Raw genomic sequence first — 18,497 nt, forward strand, 5'->3', positions numbered from 1 at the left:
TTCGCAATCTCTTGGAGGAGCCCGCCCTATGACCTTTTTCAGCGCCATCGCCGCGTCCCACCCCGACCGCCCGCGCGTGGTTCATCTTGTGGATGACACCACCGCCGGAGGGGTGATGCGATACCTCGAATTTCTGCGCTGCGATGCCACCTTGGCCGCAGAGGCCGAGCATGTGCTGCTGCCGGTGGCGCGCGGCGCCGTGGGGCGGCTGTCGCTTCCGGCGGGCATCATCGTCTCGCATCTGTCGATCAATTGGCGCGCCCTGCCGGGGCTGATCGCGCTGCGCGCCCGGCATCCGTCCGCCCGTCTGATCCATGTGGAGCACAGCTATACCGCCAGTTTCGCCGCGCTGAACGTGCCCAGCCGGGCGCGCTTTTTCACCCTTCTGCGCAGCGCCTATGCGCTCTTTGACAAGGTGGTGGCGGTGAGCGCGGCGCAGGGTGACTGGCTGCGGACGCGGCGGCTGGTGCCATGGGAGCGGCTCGCGGTGATCCGGCCCGTGGTCGACCTGTCGGCTTTTGCGGCGCTGCCTGCGCCGCGCGGGCAGGGGCGGGTGATCGGGGCCTTCGGGCGGCTCGACCGGCAAAAGGGCTTCGATACGCTGATCTCTGCCTTTCGCGCGGTGCCGGACGCCGACAAGGCGCTGCACATCTACGGCGCCGGCGATGATCTGGCGGCGCTGCAGGCGCAGGCCGGAGGCGACCCGCGCATCCGCTTTCTCGGCCATGTGGCGGATCCAGCGCGGGCCATGGCAGAGGTCGATGTCGTCGCCATGCCGTCGCGCTGGGAAGCCTATGGCATCGCTGCTCTCGAGGCGCGCGTGGCGGGGCGTCCGCTGATCACCAGCGGCGCGGACGGGCTGCGGGATCATGCGGGCGCGGGGGTGACGCAGGTCTCTCCGGCGGCGCTGACCGAACTGACCGAAGCGCTGCGGGGCGGGCACGCTCCGGGGCTTCCGCCAAGCGCGCGGCAGGTGCTGGCGGCGGGGTCGGAACATGCGGTGCGCCGGGGCTGGTCAGAGCTACTTGGACTGGCGGCACCGGATGTGGGGACAGCGCCAGAAGAGGTCGCGGCGCTCGCCTAGATATCGGGTTCTAGGGGGAGGAGAGCGCCCCTTTCTCCACCTGCGAAGCCGCCACTGGCATGGCTTTGAAATGAGATCGGCCCCGGAGGTTTCCGGGGCCGATTTCGTTCGGTCCCTGCCGGGATGGGGCGCCTTCGGGTGTGATCTCGGCGTAATTTCGGTGGAGATTTAAGGCGTAATGCATTGTTTTGTTGATGGAAAAATCTCACGACTACTTGATCGTACCATTGTATTTGATTCATCGTATTAAAAGGTTTAAGACTGATTCACGTTGGATCGCGGTGTGGAGGCGCTACGATCGGCCAACTCTCAAGGTTGGTGAGGAGGAGAGACCCGTGAGCGATTTCGAACTGCCGGAAAATCTGGGACATGACGGCGCCGCCGCGCGCCCGGTGAAGGCGTCCGAGGCCCTCGACACGCTGGGCCGGCGCATCGTCGCTGGCGAGTATCCGGTGGAGGAGACCCTGCCGGTCGAGGCCAGCCTCATGGAGGATCTGGGGGTCAGTCGCACCACCCTGCGCGAAGCGATCCGCACGCTCGTGGCGCTTGGGCTGGTTGAAGTGCGCACCCGCATCGGCACCCGCGTGCTGCCGCGCAAGCATTGGAACCTTCTGAACCGCGACGTGCTGCGCTGGATGATGCCGCTCGATGGATTCAACGTGGAATTGATGGGCTCGATCGACGAGGCCCGCGAAGTCTTTGAGCCCGCCGCCGCCGGTTTTGCCGCCGAGCGGGCGAGCCGCGCCGCGATCACCGCGATCCGCGTCGCCTATGACAAGATGGAAGCCGCCGCCGAAAGCGGCGACGCCGTGGCCGCGATCCGCGCCGACCGCGAGTTTCACCTCGCCATTCTGGCGGCGACCGGCAATCCGATCATCGAAGCCTTTGACACCGCCATCGATGCCGTTCTGGGACAGCTGTTCCGGGTCGCCATCGAAATGCACATGGAAAATTTTCGCAACAATCTGATCAACCACCGCAACGTGCTTGACGCCATCGAGCGCAAGGACGCGGCGGCTGCCCGACAGGCGATGCTGGAAACCATCTGGTTCACGCGTCGGCACCTGGAAAGGCACAAACTGACCAAGACATTCAGCTAACCGGAGGAGACCCCCATGCTGAAGAAAATGACGTTCGCGAGCATTGCACTGCTCGCGGCGGCCGGCACCGCTATGGCCGAATACCCCGAAAAGCCGATCACCATGATCGTGCCGTGGAACGCCGGTGGCGGCACCGATGCCGTGGCGCGGATGCTGGCCAAGGGCCTCGAGGCCGAGCTTGGCACCAATGTCGCCGTGGTGAACCGCTCGGGCGGCGCCGGTGTGGTCGGCCATAACGCCATGGTCACCGCGCCGACGGATGGCTACACCATCGGCTTCGCCACCGCCGAGATGGTCACCTACTACTGGACCGGCAACGCCGAGTTCACCGACGAGGACTTCACCCCCATCGGGCTGGTGAACTTCGACAGCGGCGCCTTCCATGTGGCGGCGGGCAGCGATTGGGAAACCGTGGGCGACGCGGTCGAGGCGATCAAGGCCGAGCCCGCTGGCACCTTCAAGATGTCCGGCACCGCCGTTGGCGCGGCCTATCACCTCGCCTTCGCGGGCTTTCTGCAGCAGCAGGGCGTCGACCCGCTGAAAGTGACCATGGTGCCCTCGCAGGGTGCGGCTCCGGGCTTCCAAGAATTGGCTGCTGGCGGCGTGCAGATCATCCCGTCGTCGCTGCCCGAGGGCAAAACGATGATGGACGCGGGCCGCTCCAAGGCGCTCGCGGTCTTTGCCGAAGAGCGCAACCCGGCGTTCCCCGACGTGCCCACCGCCGAAGAGCAGACCGGTGAGGCTTATTCCGGCGGCACATGGCGCGGCGTTGTCGGCCCCAAGGACATGGATGCGGAGGCCGCCGCCAAGCTCGAAGCCGCGGTGAAGACCGTCTTCGACAGCGAGGAGTTCCAGAACTTCATGTCGCAGCAGGGCTTTGGCGCCCGCTATCTGGATGCCTCCGGGTTCGGCGAGTTCCTCGATGAGACCCAGACCAGCGTGGGTGAGGTGATGAACGCCATCGGCCTCGCGCAGCGCGGCAGCTGAGGAGAGAGGCGATGCGGCTTCCGGATATCTGGACCGGGCTGGGTTTTGCGGTGCTGGGGATCTTCGTGGTCCTGCAGGCGCAGGGCTTCCCCGAACCTGCGGGGGCCGCGTCGCCTCGGCTCTTCCCGCGTATCATCGGCGGTGCCTTCGTGCTGTTCGGCCTGATGATCGCGGGGCGCAGCCTTGCGGCGCGTCTGCAGGGCGGCGACGTGCGGCTGGTGCCGCAGATGGAAGACTGGATGCGCAGCCCCAATCGGCTGGCGCGGATCGTCTTCATCCCCTTGGCGATCGTGCTCTACGGGCTGCTGGCGCCGTTGCTGGGCTCGCTGCCGGTGTCGGTGGTGCTGGTCTTCGTCAGCGCGCTGCTTTGGGACGAGCGCCCGGTTGCGGCGGCGCTTGTGGCGGTCGGCGTCTGTCTCGCCGTGACGCTCTTCTTCATCGAAGTGATGCGCGTGCCGCTGCCGACCGGGCCGTTCCCCGGCGCGCTGTTCTGAGGAGACCCGCATGGATGTTCTGATTTCAGCTTTTCACATGGTGTTCGCCTTCGACGTGCTGGGGGTGATCCTGCTGGGCTCGGCCTTCGGCCTTTTCGTCGGCGCGACCCCGGGCCTCAGCGCGACCATGGCGGTGGCGCTGCTGGTGCCGGTGACCTTCTTTCTGTCCCCGGTCGCGGCGATCGGCGCGATCGTCTCCTGCTCGGCCATGTCGATCTTTGCGGGCGACATTCCCGGCGCGCTGCTGCGCATTCCCGGCACGCCCGCCTCTGCCGCCTATATGCGCGAGCTTGATGCGCTGAACCAGAAGGGGCGGCTCGACCTGGCGCTTGGCACCTCGATGATGGTGGCGGTGATCGGCGGCCTCATCGGCACCGCGATCCTTGTCGTCGCCGCGCCGCAACTGGCCGAGGTGGCGCTGCTCTTCTCGACTTATGAGTACTTCTGGCTGGCGCTGCTGGGCCTCTCCTGTGCCACGCTGGTGGCGGGGCGCGACCGGCTCAAGGGCACGGTGTCGCTGCTGCTGGGGCTGTTCCTGACGATGATCGGCCTCGACGTCACCACCGGCCTGCCGCGCTACACCTTCGGGTTGATCGATCTGCAGGCGGGGATCTCGCTGATTGCCGTGATGATCGGTGCTTTCGCCGTGGCCGAGATCCTGCGTTCGGCGCAGAACCCGCTGGAGACGCCCGAAAAACCCGCCAAGGCCGGGCTCTCGATCCTCCGCGGGCAGGGCCGCAATCTTTGGACCCATAAGGGCGCGGTGGCGCGCGGCAGTATCCTTGGCACGCTCATCGGTGCGCTGCCGGGGGCCGGTGCGGATATCGCGGCGTGGATCGCCTATGCGGTCAGCCAGCGGTTCTCGAAGAAGGCTGACAACTACGGCAAGGGCGAGCCCGAGGCCATCGCGGGCGCGGCTTCGGCCAACAATGCGGCGCTGTCGGGCAGTTACGTTCCGGCGTTGGTCTTTGGCATCCCCGGAGACTCGATCACCGCCATCGTCGTGGGCGTTCTGGTGCTCAAGGGCATCCAGCCGGGGCCTATGGTGTTCATCACCTCGCCCGATCTGGTCAACGCGATCTACATCGTCTTCGTGCTGGCGAACCTGCTGATCATCCCGCTCGGCCTCTTGGCCATCATCGGCGGGCGGCAGCTGCTGGGCGTGCGCATGGGCAAGCTCTACCCGTCGATCCTGCTGCTCTGCGTGCTTGGCACTTTCGCCACCAACAATTCGCTCTTTGATCTGTGGACCCTGGCCGCCGTTGGCGTGCTGGTCTGGATCATGGAGGCAAACGACTACCCGGCTGCGCCGCTGGTACTGGGCCTCGTGCTTGGCCGCGTCGTGGAGGAGAATTTCATGTCCAGCATGATCAAGGCGGACGGCAATCTGCTCGCCTTCTTCGAACGGCCCATCGCCGGGGTGCTGGGCGTGATTACCCTGCTGGTCTGGCTCGCGCCGCCAGCACTGGCCCTGCTGCGCCGCCTCTCCGGGCGCAGCGGTGGTCGCCAAAGCTCTCTCGCAAACGAAGGGAAATCCTAATGTACGATTCAATGACTGGATCGACCCATTCGCTCGCCCCGCCCGAGATCGCCGAAATGGCGATCCCCGAGGACGAGCGGGTCTGGGTCCCGCAGGCTCCGGGCGTCTGGTTCCGCCCGCTGCTGCTCAACACGATGGCCGGGCAGTGGTGCAACCTGCTGCGTGTGCGCAAGTCGGGCGTGCTGAGCAAGCACCTGCATCCCGCGCCGGTGGTCGGCTATGTGATCAAGGGCCGCTGGCACTACCTCGAGCATGATTGGGTTGCCGAGACCGGGTCCTTCGTGTTCGAGCCGCCGGGCGAGATCCACACGCTGACGGTTCCCGAGGATTGCGAAGAGATGATCACCTTCTTCAACATCCAAGGCTGCATGTACTACGTCGACGAGGACAACAAGCACACCGGTTTCGAGGATGTGTTCACCAAGATCGACATGTGCCGCAAGCACTATGAGGAAGTCGGGCTTGGCGCGAGCTACCTCGACCAGTTCATCAGATGACCGTCATGGAAAGAAGCGACATCTCCGCCATGATGGGCGGATGGGCCGCACCTTTCCTCGAAGGCCGCTCGGTCCTTGTGACCGGCGGCACCTCGGGGATCGGTTTCGGCATCGCGCTCGGCTTTGCCCGGGCCGGGGCCAAGGTCACCGCAACCGGCCTCACGGACGCCGAGGCAGAGGCGGCGACGGCCAAGGCCGCGGATCTGGGGCTGAGCGATCTGCTTGGCTTTGACGTGCTTGATGTGCGCGACGCCGAGGCGGTCAGCCGGGTGATCGGTGGCCAGAGCGAGCTTTACACGCTGGTCAACTGCGCCGGTCTGATCCGCCGCGGCGCGGAACTGGAGCCCGAGGTCTTCGAACAGGTGGTGGACGTGAACCTCAACGGCTCGATGCGCTGCGCCCATGCTGCCAAGCCTGCGCTCGCGCGTACGGGCGGCAGCGTGATCAACACCGCCTCCATGCTGTCGTTCTTTGGCGGCGGGCTGGTGCCGGGTTATTCGGCCTCGAAGGGCGGGATCGCGCAACTGACGAAATCGCTCGCCATCGCTTGGGCGAAAGACGGCATTCGGGTCAATGCCATCGCTCCGGGCTGGATCCGCACGCCGCTGACCGCCGATCTGCAGGGCGACGAGGCGCGCGCAGCCACCATCCTCGGGCGCACGCCGATGGGCCGCTGGGGCGAGCCCGAAGACCTTGCCGGCCCTGCCATGTTCCTTGCGACGCCGCTGGCGAGCTTCATGACCGGCACGGTGATCCCCATCGATGGCGGCTACGCCATCGCGTGACGCGCATTTACTGATCCAAGTCAGGAGGACGACATGAAGGCGTTGGTCTATGAAGGGCCGCGCACGGTTTCCGTGCACGACATGAAAGCGCCAGAGGGGCAGGGCGTTCGCCTGCGGCTGCGCTATTGCGGGGTCTGCGGCACCGACATCGGCATCTACTCGGGCAGCCACCCGCGCGCGCAGGCCCCGTTGGTGCTGGGCCATGAGTTTATCGGCGAGGTGATCGAGGATGCTGCCGGGTTCACCGCCGGGCAGCGGGTCACCGCCTTTCCGCTGCTGTCCTGCGGCAGTTGCCACCCTTGCCGCACCGGCAGCCCGCATGTCTGCGCCAGCCTGCGCCTTTTGGGCATCGATCAGGACGGCGGCATGGCCGAAGAGATGATCGTTCAGCCCGAGCTTCTGGTGCCGGTACCGGACCACGTATCCGACCAACTGGCGGCGCTGATCGAGCCTGTGGCCGTTTGTCTGCGCGTGGCGGACCGGGCGGGCGTCACCATGGGCGACACCTGCGTGGTCACCGGTGCCGGGCCGATCGGGCTGATCACCGCGCTGATGCTGCGCCACGCTGGGGCGGGGCGCATCCTCGTGTCGGACATCGCGCCGGGCCGTCTGAAACTGGCACGCGATCTGGGGTTCGAGACGGTGAACGTCAGCAGCGAGAGCCTCGCCGATGCGGTGGCCTCGGCCACCGGCGGCGATGGCGCGGATGTGCTGGTAGAATGTTCGGGCGCGGCGCCGGTGGCGCTCGAGATGACCCGGCTCGTCCGCACCGGGGGCACGCTGTGCCTTGCGTCGCTCTACAAGGCGCCTGTGCCGGTGCCGCTGCTCGACATGAGCTTCAAGGAACTGCGGCTGATCGGTTCGCGCGTCTACACCCGCGAAGAGTTCCGCCGCGCGGTCGATCTGGTCGCCAGGCTCGAAGAGCCGCTGCTGCGGCTGGTGACGCAGGTGGTGCCGCTGAGCGGGGCCGGGGATGTGTTTGATCTAGTCACCGACCCGACCTCCGACGCGGTGAAAGTGCTGGTCGACTGTCAGGCCTGACAGCGCGCGGTTTTGTGGGCGCGCTCACCCGTTCCAGCCGAGACAGTCACAGGCCGCCAAGCGAGAAGACCAAAGGCGCGCCGCGACGCAGCGTAAGTTCCGCCGCGTTGCGGCATGATCAGAAAATTGAAATGCGGCATTGTGTCGCCACGGATCCGTGATAGCCTCCTAAGTAGGGAGGAACGAATATGCATCTTTTTCTGGTCGGCCTGTTGATTGGCTTTCTCATTATGTCGCCGGTGATCGCGCTGGTTCTGTTTGTGGGCATCATGTCGCGCCGCAAAGAGGCTGGCACACCGCCGCGCGGCGGCCTGCGTGCCCCGGTTCGCGGCGGCGGGTTCCCGGCGGGCTTGGCCAAGCCCTGACCGGTTGAAACGGGAAAGCCGGGCGCCTTGGAGGGGGCGCCCGGCTTTCTCGTGCCTTCTGAGCGGTGTGACCGGGTGAGGTTCGCGCCGGTCGGCTAGGCCAGTCAGGTCAGGCCGTTCAGTCCAGCGCCTTGTCGCTGCTGCCCGCGTCACCTTTGACCCAATAGCCTGCCGCCTTGAGGTGCGGTGCCGGATGCGCGCGATCCTGCAGGAAGTGCAGCTTCAGTGCCCGTGCCACCTGCGCCTCGGCGGCGATCCAGACAAATCCCTTGCCCTCGGGCAGATCGAGCGCCTTCGCCGCATCAAGCAGGGGCGCCGGATCATGCGCGTCTTCGACCGGACGGTGCAGCCACTGCGCGGTCTGCGCCGCTGCGCTCTGCCACTCCTGCTGATCCTCAGGGCCGGGCACGGCGGCAAGGGTGATCGCCGCGACGCCTTCGGGCAGTTCCTCGACGCGGCGCGCCATGGCTGGCAGGGCGGTCTCGTCGCCGATCATCAGGTACCAGTCGAACACCGGGGCGACCACAGCCGAGCCGCGCGGACCGCCGACCAGCAAGGTATCTCCGGGCTGCGCGGCCTCGGCCCATGCGGTGGCGGGGCCAGCGTCGTGCAGCGCAAAATCCAGCACCAGCGTGCGCGCCTCGGCGTCAAAGGCGCGGGGGGTGTAGTCGCGGGCAACGGGGGCCTCGCCGTCGGTGTCCAGAAACAGCTTCACGTGATCGTCCGCGCCGAGGCTGGTGAAATCGGCCAGATCCTCGCCTTCGAGCGTGATGCGCAGCATGTGCGGGGTCAGCCGCTGGCTGTCGCGCACGGTCAGGGTCCGGCGTTTCAGCTCGTGGCGGTGGCGGGTGATGATGCTTTCCATGTCAGGTCCTTGCGTATGTGTCAGTCATCGGAGCCATCGCGGGGCAGGGCCTCGCGGATGTCCCGAGCGGTGTCTCGTAGCTGCGCGGAAAGCGTGGCGATGAGCGTGTCGTCTGCGCCGGGCACCGAGAGGCGCAGGCGCAGGGCAGATTTGATCTCGTCCATGGCGGCGACGATCTCTTTGGGAGCGTTGCCACGATGCCAGCGCGGCGGCTTGCGGGTGAGCAATTCGTCGGCGGCGGCGCGATGCGCGGCAAGATGCGCCGCCCCGGCTTCGGTGATGCGCGAGCGTTTGCGCCCGGTCTCATCGGCCTCGATCACCGCGTGCCCCATGTCCTCGAGCCATGAGAGCGTCGGGTAGATCACGCCGGGGCTTGGGCAATAGGCGCCCTCGGTGCGCTCTTCGATCTCTTTGATCAACTCGTAGCCGTGCCGGGGGTGCTCGGCGATCATCGCCAGAACCAGCAGCCGCAGTTCGCCGTGGCCGTAAAGCCGCTTGCCGCGTTTGCGGCCGGGAGGGGAATGGTCTGCGGAAGGGCGGGTCATCGCGGTCTGTCTTGTCTAATTTCGATATATCGGAAAATAAGATATATCGGAAATGATGCAAGAGCCGCGCGTTCACGCTCGCGTGCCTCGCGGCCAACCCAGGGGCTGTCATGAAAGCTTCACTTTCCGCGCGCATATATTTCGAATATTTGTGAAATATGGAAAAAGAGATTCCCGACCGCCTGATGACCCTCGGCCACCCGCAGAGGCTCGCCATTTTCCGGCTGCTGATGCGCCGCTTCCCTGACCGGCTTCCTGCCGGGGAGATCGCCGAGACCATCGGCGTAAAGCCCAGCACGCTCTCGGCCTATCTTGCGGCGCTGATGCGCTCCGATCTGGTCACCCAGACGCGGCTCGGCACCTCGCTTCTTTACTCGCTCGACATGACCCAGGTGCGACAGACCTTCGATTACCTGCTGCGCGACTGCTGCCGCGGGCGGCCCGAGTTCTGCGCGCCATCGCCCTTCCTCTCCGAGACAGGAGTGCCCCCGATGCCTGACCGCAAATACAACGTGCTGTTCATCTGCACCGGCAATTCGGCCCGGTCGATCTTTGCCGAAACACTGCTGCGCGAGATCGCGGGCGACAGGTTCAACGCCTATTCGGCGGGCACCAAGCCCAGCTCCGAGCTGAACCCGATTGCCGTCGAGTTGCTGCACCAGAAGGGGCATGACATCGCCCCGCTGCGCGCCAAGAACGTCTCGGAGTTTTCCGGCGAGAGCGCGCCCGACCTGGATTTCGTCTTCACCGTCTGCAATCAGGCCGCGAACGAGGAATGCCCGGCCTGGGAAGGCCAGCCGATCAGCGGCCATTGGGGCATGCCCGACCCGGTGAAGGCGACCGGCACCGAGGCCGAGAAGATGCTTGCCTTCCAGCAGGCCTATGGCGCGCTCAAGCACCGGATCGAGGCCTTTACCGCGCTGCCCTTCGCGCAGCTTGACCGCATCTCGCTGCAGGCGGCGGTGGATTACATCGCCCAGATCGACACGACCCAGACCTCCCCGGAAGAGACCAGATGACCACGTATGCCCTCAACGGCCTTGGCCGTATCGGAAAGCTCGCCCTGAAACCGCTGCTGGACAGCGGCGCCAAGATCGCCTGGATCAACGATGCCGTGGGCGACCCGGCGATGCACGCGCATCTGCTGGAGTTCGACACGGTCCACGGCCGCTGGAACGCCGAGTTCCACCACGACCACGACAGCGTCACGGTGGATGGCGTCCGGCTGCCCTTCGTCGGCACGCGTGATCTGTCGGCGCTGCCGCTCGAGGGGGTGGACGTGGTGATCGACTGCACCGGCGTCTTCAAATCCCAAGCCGCGCTCGCCCCCTATTTCGCGGCGGGGGTAAAGAAGGTGGTGGTCTCGGCCCCGGTCAAGGATGGCCCCACGGCAAACATCGTCTACGGCGTCAACGACGGAACCTATGATCCGGCGCGGCACAGCATCGTCACCGCCGCCTCCTGCACCACCAACTGCCTCGCGCCGGTGGTCCAGGTGATCCATGAGAACCTTGGCATAAGGCACGGGTCGATCACGACAATCCACGACGTGACCAACACGCAGACCATCGTCGATCGTCCCGCCAAGGACCTGCGCCGCGCGCGCTCGGCGCTGAACTCTCTGATCCCGACGACCACGGGCTCTGCCACCGCGATCACGCTGATCTACCCGGAACTGAAGGGGCGGTTGAACGGCCACGCGGTGCGCGTGCCGCTGCTCAACGCCTCGCTCACCGATTGCGTCTTCGAGGTGGAGCGCGCGACAAGCGCCGAGGAAGTCAATGCGCTGTTCGAGGCGGCCTCGAAGGGCGCGCTCAAGGGCATCCTCGGCTATGAAGAGCGCCCCTTGGTGTCGTGCGACTACACCAACGACACCCGCTCTTCGATCATCGACGCGCCCTCGACCATGGTGGTGAACGGCACGCAGGTAAAGATTTATGCGTGGTACGACAACGAGATGGGCTACGCGCACCGTCTGGTGAATGTGGCGCGCATGGTCGGAGGCAAGCTGTGAGCCATCCTGTTTCGGGCAGGCCCGAGGGCCTGTCGGCCTATATCGCGGTGACGGCGGCCTATTGGGCCTTCATGCTCACCGATGGCGCGCTGCGGATGCTGGTGCTGCTGCATTTCCACAGCCTCGGGTTCAGCCCGGTGCAACTGGCCTATCTCTTCGTGCTCTACGAGATCGCCGGCATGGTCACCAACCTTTCTGCGGGCTGGATCGCCGCGCGCTTTGGCCTGACGTCGACGCTCTATGCGGGGCTGTCGCTGCAAGTGGTGGCGCTGCTGGCGCTGACGCAGCTTGATCCGTCCTGGGCGATCGGCACCTCGGTGGCCTTTGTGATGTGCGTGCAGGGCGCGTCGGGGGTGGCCAAGGATCTGGCGAAAATGTCCTCCAAATCGGCGGTGAAACTGCTGGCCCCTTCCGAGGGTGGCGGGCTCTTTCGCTGGGTGGCGGTGCTGACCGGATCGAAGAACGCGGTCAAAGGCGTCGGTTTCCTGCTCGGCGCGGCGCTTTTGGCGACGCTTGGTTTCACTTGGGCGGTGCTGGCGATGGCGCTGGTGCTGGCGGTGATCCTGATCGCCGTGGCGCTGTTGATGCCCGGCGGTCTGCCCAAGGGCCGAAAGGGCGCGAAATTCTCCGAGGTCTTCTCGAAATCGGCCAACGTCAACTGGTTGTCGGCGGCGCGGGTGTTCCTCTTCGGCGCGCGCGACGTGTGGTTCGTGGTCGGCATCCCGATCTACTTCTACGCAGTGCTCTCGGACGGCAGCGAGGCGGGCAACCGCGCGGCCTTCTTCATGATCGGCAGTTTCATGGCGGTCTGGGTGATCCTCTATGGCGCGGTGCAGGCCAGCGCGCCGCGTATCCTGAAGGCCAAAAGCCGGCCCGAAAGCGAGCTGATCCCTGCCGCCCGCAGCTGGGCCGCGGCGCTTTTCGTGGTGCCCGCGGCGCTGACGGTGGCGGTGCTGCTGTCGCCCGCGCCGCAGATGTGGCTGACGGCGGTGCTGGTGATCGGCCTGCTGGTCTTTGGGGCGATCTTCGCGGTGAATTCTGCGCTGCATTCCTACCTGATCCTCGCCTTCACGAAATCCGAGCGGGTGACGATGGACGTGGGCTTTTACTACATGGCCAATGCGGCGGGGCGGCTTATCGGCACGCTGCTGTCGGGGCTGACCTACCAGATCGGAGGGCTGCCGCTGGTGCTGGGCACGGCGGCGCTGATGGTGGCGCTGGCCGCGCTGACCTCGGGCAGGCTGAGCGCCGAGCCGCAGGAGGTGGCGGTCTAGGCGCAACATAAGGCGGTCGCGCGCTGCCCCGTGGGGTGGCGCCGCACCCTTGGGCATAGGCACTTTATCCCGGCCAAGCCCGGATGCTGCCTGAACGGTGCACGCGGATGCCAAAGCGCCAGCCCGCCGGGACGGCGTCGTCCATCGGGCTTGAACCGATGGCGCCCTGATGAACGACCGCTCGACCGGCGTCTTCGCCTTGAGTCCGGTCGGGGCTGGTCGCCCCGCGCCATGGCTCCCTGCCACCTCAAACGCAAAAGGCCCGGGCACATCGCCCGGGCCTTCGCTTTGTCTCCGCCGCGCCTCAGGTCACCGGGGGCGTGCGGCCCTTGTGGATCTTCTCGCGCAGCCCTTGGATCAGCTTGAAGAACACCGGGCCAAAGATCGCCCCGAGCACCGCCGAGGCAATCGCCCCGCCGAACACCGCAAGCCCCAGCGACACCCGGCTCGCCGAGCCCGCGCCGCTGGCGATCACCAGCGGGTAGACCCCCACTGCGAAGGCCAGTACCGTCATCATCACCGGGCGGAAGCGCAGCTTGGCCGCCTGCATGGCGGCCTCATGCAGGTCCAGTTCCGCCGCCTCGCGCTGCTGCTTGCCGAACTCGACGATCAGGATCGCCGTCTTCGCCGCCAGCGCGATCAGCATCAAAAGGCCGATCTGCCCGTAAAGACTGAGCGGCTCCCCGGCGATGCGCAGCGAGATCAGCGCCCCCAGCACCGCGAAAGGCACCGTCAGCAGCACCGCCACGGGCGTCAGGAAACTCTCATAAAGCGCCGCGAGGAACAGGAAGGTGAACACCAGGCTCAGCCCCAGCGCGATCGGCACGGCGTTGCCCGAAGAGCGTTCCTCGCGCGAGGAGCCGGTCCAGTCGTAGCGAAAGCCCGCAGGCAGCGCCTCGGCGGACAGATCTTCAAAGGCATCCATCGCATTGCCCGTGCTGTACCCACCGGCGGCATTGGGAATCCCGGTGATCGTCGCCGAGTTGTAGGTGTTGTAGCGATAGAGCACGTCCGGCCCGGTGGTAGGCACCGGCGTGATTACCGTCGACAGCGGCACCATGCCGCCCTCGCGGTTGCGCACATAGAGCGTGTCGAACGCCCGCTCGTTCTGGCGGAACTGGGCATCCGCCTGCACCATCACCCGGTAGGATTGGCCAAAGACGTTGAAGTCGTTGATGTAAAGTGCCCCAAGCTGCGCCTGCAGGGTGAGGAAGATGTCCGAGATTTGCACGCCCAGCGTCTTGGCCCGCACCCGGTCGATCTCGAGGTTGAGCTGCGGCGCATCGGCCTTGAAGGTGGAATAGGCCAGCGCGATCTCGTCAAGCTGGTTGGCCGGGGCGAGGAAGCCCTGAAGCGCGGCGGTCATCTCTTCCGGCCCGCGCCCCTGCGTGTCTTCGAGCACGAAGGCCAGACCTTCGACCGCGCCGATGCCCGGCAGGGCGGGTGCGCCAAAGATGATCGTCTGCGCCTCGGGCAGATCGGCGAACTGCTGCGTGAACTTGCGCTGCAGATAGGCCTGACTGCTCTCGACCGTGGTCCTCTCGCTCCATTCCTTGAGCTTGACGATGATCATGCCCGAGTTGGCCTGCAGCGCCGAGTTGAGGATCGAGTAGCCATTCACCGAAAGCACGTTCTCCACCGCCTCATCCTCGCCAAGCGCATCGGTGAGCCGGTCCATGACCACTTCGGTCCGGTTCAGCGAGGCGCCCGAAGGCAGCTGCACGTCGACCATGAAGAAGCCCTTGTCCTCGGTCGGGATGAAGCTGGTCGGCACGGTGGTAAAGAGCGTGTACATGCCAAAGAACAGCGCCGCGACGATGGCGATGGCGATAAGCGCGTGTTTGGCGAGGAAATCGACCGTGGCGGCATAGACCCTCGTCACCCAGTCGAACCCTTTGTTGAACCCCCGGATGACGAAATTGGGATGCATCCCCGGTTTCATCAGCACCGAGGCCAGCGCCGGGCTGAGCGTCAGCGCGTTGACCATGGAGATCAGCACCGAGACGGTCAGCGTCGCGCCGAACTGGCTGAACATCCGCCCGGTGATGCCGGGCAGCAGCAGCGTTGGTCCAAAGACCGCCGCCAGCACCAGCGAGGTGGCGACGATGGGGCCGGTCACCTCTGCCATGGCGCGGCGGGTGGCCTCGGGCGCGTCCAGTTCGGGGTTCTCGTGCAGGATGCGCTCGACGTTCTCGACCACGATGATCGCGTCGTCCACCACCAGCGCGATGGCAAGGATCAGCGCAAACAGCGTCACCGTGTTGATCGTCATGCCAAAGGCGTAGAGCACCGCCAATGTGCCGATGATCGAGACCGGCACGGCGATGGTTGGAATGAGCGTCGCCCGGATCGAGCCAAGGAAGATATAGGTCACCGCCACCACCAGCAGAATGGTGAAGATCATGGTGATCACCGTCTCTTCGAGCGAAGCTTCGATGAACAGCGTCGTGTCGTGGCCGATGACGTAATCGACGCCCTCGGGGAAATACTCCTTCAGCTCCTCCATCTTCTCGCGGACCGCCTCGGCGACCACCAGCGAGTTGGCTTCGCTCAGCTTGTAGATCGCCATCAGCACGCCGGGCTGGTTGTTGAACTCGCCATAGCCCTTATAGGCAAAAGCGCCGAGCTCGATCCGCGCCACGTCGCGCAGCCGGATCACCGAGCCCGCGTCATTGGCCGACAGGATGATGTCGCCGAACTCTTCCTCGGTCTCCAGCCTGCCCTTGGTGGTCAGAACGTATTGGAACTGCGTGTTTTCGGCAGCCGGAGCGGCCCCCAATTGCCCCACGGCGGCCTGCGCGTTCTGCTCTTTCACTGCCAGAACGATCTCGTTCACGGTGATATTGTGGTTGGCCATCTGCACCGGATCGAGCCACGCGCGCATGCCGTAATCCAGCGCACCGATGTTCTCGGCGGCGCCGACGCCGGGCAGGCGGGCCAGTTCGCCCTCGACGTTGATCGAGGCGTAGTTCGACAAGAACAGCCCGTCGAAGCGCCCGTCGGGCGAGACGATGTTCACCACCATCAGGATGTCCGGGTTGCGCTTGCGCACCCTTATGCCGCGCTGGCGCACCTCGGCGGGCAGCCCCGGCTCGGCCAGCGCCACGCGGTTCTGCACGTCGACCTGCGCCAGATCAGCATCGACGCCGGTCTCGAAGGTCACCGTCAGCGTATAGCTTCCGTCCGCGGCGGCCTTGGATTCCATATAGGCCATGCCCTCGGCGCCGTTCACCTCATCCTCGATGGGGGTGGCGACGGCCTGAAGCACGGTCTGCGCATCGGCGCCGGGGTAATTGGCGCGGACCACCACCTTGGGGGCGGCGATGTCGGGGTACTGGTCGATCGGCATCACCTGAAGCGTGAGCAGGCCGAACAGCGTGATGAGCAGGGAAATGACGAAGGCGAACTTGGGTCGCCTGATGAAAAATAGGGGTCCCATGAAATTCTCCGCTGCCGGGGATCAGCTGTCGTAGGGCTGCGGGGTGACGGCGAGGCCCGGGCGCATGCGCTGCAGCCCCTCCACGACCACCCGCTCGCCATCTGCAAGCCCTTCGGTGACGGTCCAGTCGGCGCCATTGCGCACGCCCACGGTGATATTGCGCCGCTCGACCACGTCGCCGTCGCCGACCACCCAGACGAAATGCCCTTGCTGGTCGAGACTGACCGCGCGCTGCGGCACCAAGGGCGCCTGAACCGGCTCGATCACCTGACCGCGGATCGTCACGTTCTGGCCCGGCAGCAGCAGGCCGTTGGGATTGGGGAAAAGAACCCGCGCCGCAATGGTGCCGGTGCTGGCAACGCCGGTGTTGTCCCAATTCTCGAAGGTGCCCTTCTCGGGATAGACCTCGCCGCCGGGCAGGATCGCCTCAAGCTCCAGCGGAGGGATCGAGCCGCCCGCCTCTTCGATCTCCAGCCGCTTGGCCAGAAAGCCGAAATAATTGGACTGATCCACCAGCCCGACCGCGTAAATCGGATCGAGCGAGACGATGGTGGCGATATAGCCGATCTGCGTCGGATCGCCGACGGTGAAAAGATCGCCCACCGAATATTGCGGGGCCGAAATGCGGCCGCTGAACGGGGCGTAAACTTTTGTATCGGCGAGGTCTTCTTCGGCCTGCGCGATCTGGGCGCTGGCCACGTCGACCTGCGCCTGCGCCACATCCGCCTGCGCCTGCGCGTATTCCACCTCGCGCTTTGAGACGGTGTTGCTCTGCGACAGTTGCGTCGCCCGGTCGAGATCGAGATCGGCCTTAATCGCCGCGGCTTCGGCCTGCTTCAGCGCGGCATGGGCTTGGGCGAGAGCGATGCGGTAATGCGTCTCGTCCATCTCCACCAGCAACTCACCCTCTTCGACGAAAGCGCCTGCGGTGATGTGCATGGCGGTGATCTGCGCCTGCACGGTGGGCCGGATCGACGCGGTGTTCAGCGCTTCGATGCGGGCCGGGTGGGTGAACGAGGGGTGGATGCTCTGGGTGGCGATGGTCTGCACCAAGGCGGTGGGGCCGGGGGCGGCCTCGTCCTGAGCCAGTGCGAGTGTCGGGGAAGCCAGAAAAGCGGCGGACAAAGATACGGTGGAAATCTTGCGAAGCAGTCCAATCAACATATCAAAGGTCCTTTCACGGACGGAGCTATGTCATAGAGCGTACACCAAATACGGGAAAAATCTATTTTTAATACAATCTTGTCGCGGTGATCCGCCCATACAGTAGCACGTTTGCGGGCCTTCTGCGCGAATGCGTCGCCCCCCGAGGGCGCAGGGCTTGCAACCCATTGGCGAGCGTTTCGCGGGGGCGAGAGCGTCAGCCCGACGCCCTCACAGTTCTGTCATACGAAAATATTGACAGTCATCATACAAGTCGGTCATAACCGCGGCGTGACGTCATATGCATCTACAGGGAGGAGATCATCATGCGATTCACCAAGACCGGGGCTCTTACCGCCACCGTCGCGCTCTGCGGCCTTCTGGCCGGTGCCGCGCAGGCCGAAACCTGGCGCGCCTGGGCCATTCACCCCGAGGATTATCCGAACGTCGTGGCGATGCAGCAGTTCGCCGACGAGGTGACGGAAAAGACCGAGGGCCGGATCGAGCCCACCGTCTACGCCAATGGCGTTCTGGGCGCGCAGCCCGACGCCATCGAGCAGGTGCGTGCCGGTGCCATCGCGGTCGGCAATTTCAACATGGGCCCGATGGGCGAGATCGTTCCGGCGACCAACGTGCTGTCGCTGCCCTTCATCTTCCGCGACGTGGACCACATGCACGCGGCGATGGACGGCGAGATCGGTCAGCGTTTCTCGGACGCGCTGTCGGAAGAAGGGCTTGTGGCGCTCTCGTGGATGGATAGCGGCTCGCGCTCTTTCTACAACACCAAGCATCCGATCGAGACGCCCGCCGACATGGACGGTCTGAAGTTCCGCGTGATGAACAACGATCTTTACGTGCAGATGGTCGACAAGCTGGGCGGCAACGCCACGCCGATGGCCTATGGCGAGGTCTATCAGTCGCTGAAGACCGGCGTGATCGACGGGGCCGAGAACAACTACCCCTCGTTCGAAAGCTCGAACCACTACGAGGTGGCCAAATACTATTCGATCACCAACCACCTGATCATCCCCGAGTGCATCTGCGTCTCGACCAAGGTCTGGGATGGCGTGTCGGATGAGGACAAGGCAATTGTCACCGAGGCGGCGGTGAAAGCCGCAGACCTGCAGCGCGAGCTTTGGGCCGAACGCTCGGATGCCTCCAAGCAGAAGGTGATCGACAGCGGCGTGGCGGTGAACGAGGTCGAGGACGGGCAGGCGTTTCAGGACGCCATGGAGCCGGTCTATGCCGATTTCATCGCCGCCAATCCCGATCTGGAAAGCCTGATCCGCGACATCCAGTCGGTGCAGTGATCACCGGCATCGCT

17 protein-coding genes are annotated in these 18,497 nt (G+C 65.4%); 13 read left to right on the top strand and 4 right to left on the bottom strand.

The annotated features are described in order from the left end of the window. Nucleotides 1-28: 28 nt before the first annotated feature. The 9 genes from AYJ57_RS18465 to AYJ57_RS25960 all read left to right on the top strand — a co-directional run bounded on the left by AYJ57_RS18465 (nucleotide 29) and on the right by AYJ57_RS25960 (nucleotide 7,893). Entirely contained in the window at nucleotides 29-1,084 is a 1,056-nt protein-coding gene (locus AYJ57_RS18465) for a glycosyltransferase (RefSeq protein WP_066109460.1), read from the top strand. 335 nt (nucleotides 1,085-1,419) lie between these two features. Beyond that, the gene (locus AYJ57_RS18470) at nucleotides 1,420-2,184 is read left to right on the top strand and encodes a FadR/GntR family transcriptional regulator (RefSeq protein ID WP_164183104.1); all 765 of its coding nucleotides are present in this window, start codon (nucleotides 1,420-1,422) and stop codon (nucleotides 2,182-2,184) included. 15 nt (nucleotides 2,185-2,199) lie between these two features. Further along, the gene (locus tag AYJ57_RS18475; protein ID WP_066109464.1) at nucleotides 2,200-3,171 is read left to right on the top strand and encodes a tripartite tricarboxylate transporter substrate binding protein; all 972 of its coding nucleotides are present in this window, start codon (nucleotides 2,200-2,202) and stop codon (nucleotides 3,169-3,171) included. 11 nt (nucleotides 3,172-3,182) lie between these two features. Next, a complete protein-coding gene (locus AYJ57_RS18480; protein WP_066109467.1) occupies nucleotides 3,183-3,665 on the top strand; it encodes a tripartite tricarboxylate transporter TctB family protein in 483 nt (160 codons plus the stop codon). Between the two features lie 10 nt (nucleotides 3,666-3,675). After that, a complete protein-coding gene (locus tag AYJ57_RS18485) occupies nucleotides 3,676-5,205 on the top strand; it encodes a tripartite tricarboxylate transporter permease (RefSeq protein WP_066109469.1) in 1,530 nt (509 codons plus the stop codon). Beyond that, nucleotides 5,205-5,702 (top strand): 2,4'-dihydroxyacetophenone dioxygenase family protein, encoded by a 498-nt coding sequence (locus AYJ57_RS18490; RefSeq protein ID WP_066109472.1) that lies wholly within the window; start codon nucleotides 5,205-5,207, stop codon nucleotides 5,700-5,702. Before AYJ57_RS18485 ends, AYJ57_RS18490 begins: the two co-directional genes overlap by 1 nt. A 5-nt stretch (nucleotides 5,703-5,707) precedes the next feature. After that, nucleotides 5,708-6,487, top strand: a complete 780-nt coding sequence (locus tag AYJ57_RS18495; protein ID WP_066109475.1) for an SDR family NAD(P)-dependent oxidoreductase — start codon at nucleotides 5,708-5,710, stop codon at nucleotides 6,485-6,487. Nucleotides 6,488-6,520: 33 nt separating this feature from the next. Next, nucleotides 6,521-7,528 (top strand): zinc-dependent alcohol dehydrogenase, encoded by a 1,008-nt coding sequence (locus AYJ57_RS18500; RefSeq protein ID WP_066109476.1) that lies wholly within the window; start codon nucleotides 6,521-6,523, stop codon nucleotides 7,526-7,528. 188 nt (nucleotides 7,529-7,716) lie between these two features. Next, the gene (locus AYJ57_RS25960) at nucleotides 7,717-7,893 is read left to right on the top strand and encodes a hypothetical protein (RefSeq protein WP_157374261.1); all 177 of its coding nucleotides are present in this window, start codon (nucleotides 7,717-7,719) and stop codon (nucleotides 7,891-7,893) included. Nucleotides 7,894-8,011: 118 nt separating this feature from the next. Here AYJ57_RS25960 and AYJ57_RS18505 read toward each other — a convergent pair whose 3' ends face one another. Beyond that, complete coding sequence (locus tag AYJ57_RS18505) at nucleotides 8,012-8,758, bottom strand: siderophore-interacting protein (protein WP_066109478.1); 747 nt, start codon at nucleotides 8,756-8,758, stop codon at nucleotides 8,012-8,014. A gap of 20 nt (nucleotides 8,759-8,778) precedes the next feature. Then, nucleotides 8,779-9,303 (bottom strand): PadR family transcriptional regulator, encoded by a 525-nt coding sequence (locus AYJ57_RS18510; protein ID WP_066109481.1) that lies wholly within the window; start codon nucleotides 9,301-9,303, stop codon nucleotides 8,779-8,781. Nucleotides 9,304-9,461: 158 nt separating this feature from the next. Between AYJ57_RS18510 and AYJ57_RS18515 the strand changes: the two genes are divergently transcribed. The 3 genes from AYJ57_RS18515 to arsJ all read left to right on the top strand — a co-directional run bounded on the left by AYJ57_RS18515 (nucleotide 9,462) and on the right by arsJ (nucleotide 12,591). Then, entirely contained in the window at nucleotides 9,462-10,322 is an 861-nt protein-coding gene (locus AYJ57_RS18515) for an arsenate reductase/protein-tyrosine-phosphatase family protein (protein WP_066109484.1), read from the top strand. Next, entirely contained in the window at nucleotides 10,319-11,317 is a 999-nt protein-coding gene (locus AYJ57_RS18520; protein WP_066109485.1) for an ArsJ-associated glyceraldehyde-3-phosphate dehydrogenase, read from the top strand. The genes AYJ57_RS18515 and AYJ57_RS18520 overlap by 4 nt, the downstream gene beginning before the upstream one ends. 71 nt (nucleotides 11,318-11,388) lie before the next feature. Further along, the gene (gene arsJ, locus AYJ57_RS18525; RefSeq protein ID WP_442974841.1) at nucleotides 11,389-12,591 is read left to right on the top strand and encodes an organoarsenical effux MFS transporter ArsJ; all 1,203 of its coding nucleotides are present in this window, start codon (nucleotides 11,389-11,391) and stop codon (nucleotides 12,589-12,591) included. A gap of 304 nt (nucleotides 12,592-12,895) precedes the next feature. On the opposite strand, the gene AYJ57_RS18530 is transcribed toward arsJ, so the two are convergent. Together AYJ57_RS18530 and AYJ57_RS18535 are read right to left on the bottom strand one after the other, a co-directional pair. Further along, nucleotides 12,896-16,030, bottom strand: coding sequence for an efflux RND transporter permease subunit (locus tag AYJ57_RS18530; protein ID WP_066109491.1), 3,135 nt, complete (start codon nucleotides 16,028-16,030; stop codon nucleotides 12,896-12,898). 21 nt (nucleotides 16,031-16,051) lie between these two features. After that, nucleotides 16,052-17,194, bottom strand: a complete 1,143-nt coding sequence (locus tag AYJ57_RS18535; protein ID WP_066109494.1) for an efflux RND transporter periplasmic adaptor subunit — start codon at nucleotides 17,192-17,194, stop codon at nucleotides 16,052-16,054. Between the two features lie 305 nt (nucleotides 17,195-17,499). Between AYJ57_RS18535 and AYJ57_RS18540 the strand changes: the two genes are divergently transcribed. After that, complete coding sequence (locus AYJ57_RS18540) at nucleotides 17,500-18,483, top strand: TRAP transporter substrate-binding protein (RefSeq protein ID WP_066109496.1); 984 nt, start codon at nucleotides 17,500-17,502, stop codon at nucleotides 18,481-18,483. Nucleotides 18,484-18,497 lie beyond the last annotated feature (14 nt).

Origin of the sequence: Salipiger sp. CCB-MM3, assembly GCF_001687105.1 — a bacterium.
Classification (GTDB): Bacteria; Pseudomonadota; Alphaproteobacteria; order Rhodobacterales; family Rhodobacteraceae; genus Salipiger.

Excerpts from the sequence above, each read along its gene's own strand:
- AYJ57_RS18540 (WP_066109496.1), top strand. The coding sequence starts at position 17,500 with ATGCGATTCACCAAGACCGGGGCTCTTACCGCCACCGTCGCGCTCTGC.
- AYJ57_RS18475 (WP_066109464.1), top strand. The coding sequence starts at position 2,200 with ATGCTGAAGAAAATGACGTTCGCGAGCATTGCACTGCTCGCGGCGGCC.
- AYJ57_RS25960 (WP_157374261.1), top strand. The coding sequence starts at position 7,717 with ATGCATCTTTTTCTGGTCGGCCTGTTGATTGGCTTTCTCATTATGTCG.
- AYJ57_RS18480 (WP_066109467.1), top strand. The coding sequence starts at position 3,183 with ATGCGGCTTCCGGATATCTGGACCGGGCTGGGTTTTGCGGTGCTGGGG.
- AYJ57_RS18485 (WP_066109469.1), top strand. The coding sequence starts at position 3,676 with ATGGATGTTCTGATTTCAGCTTTTCACATGGTGTTCGCCTTCGACGTG.
- arsJ (WP_442974841.1), top strand. The coding sequence starts at position 11,389 with ATGCTCACCGATGGCGCGCTGCGGATGCTGGTGCTGCTGCATTTCCAC.
- AYJ57_RS18500 (WP_066109476.1), top strand. The coding sequence starts at position 6,521 with ATGAAGGCGTTGGTCTATGAAGGGCCGCGCACGGTTTCCGTGCACGAC.
- AYJ57_RS18515 (WP_066109484.1), top strand. The coding sequence starts at position 9,462 with ATGGAAAAAGAGATTCCCGACCGCCTGATGACCCTCGGCCACCCGCAG.
- AYJ57_RS18520 (WP_066109485.1), top strand. The coding sequence starts at position 10,319 with ATGACCACGTATGCCCTCAACGGCCTTGGCCGTATCGGAAAGCTCGCC.
- AYJ57_RS18490 (WP_066109472.1), top strand. The coding sequence starts at position 5,205 with ATGTACGATTCAATGACTGGATCGACCCATTCGCTCGCCCCGCCCGAG.
- AYJ57_RS18530 (WP_066109491.1), bottom strand. The coding sequence starts at position 16,030 with ATGGGACCCCTATTTTTCATCAGGCGACCCAAGTTCGCCTTCGTCATT.
- AYJ57_RS18505 (WP_066109478.1), bottom strand. The coding sequence starts at position 8,758 with ATGGAAAGCATCATCACCCGCCACCGCCACGAGCTGAAACGCCGGACC.
- AYJ57_RS18495 (WP_066109475.1), top strand. The coding sequence starts at position 5,708 with ATGGAAAGAAGCGACATCTCCGCCATGATGGGCGGATGGGCCGCACCT.
- AYJ57_RS18465 (WP_066109460.1), top strand. The coding sequence starts at position 29 with ATGACCTTTTTCAGCGCCATCGCCGCGTCCCACCCCGACCGCCCGCGC.
- AYJ57_RS18535 (WP_066109494.1), bottom strand. The coding sequence starts at position 17,194 with ATGTTGATTGGACTGCTTCGCAAGATTTCCACCGTATCTTTGTCCGCC.
- AYJ57_RS18510 (WP_066109481.1), bottom strand. The coding sequence starts at position 9,303 with ATGACCCGCCCTTCCGCAGACCATTCCCCTCCCGGCCGCAAACGCGGC.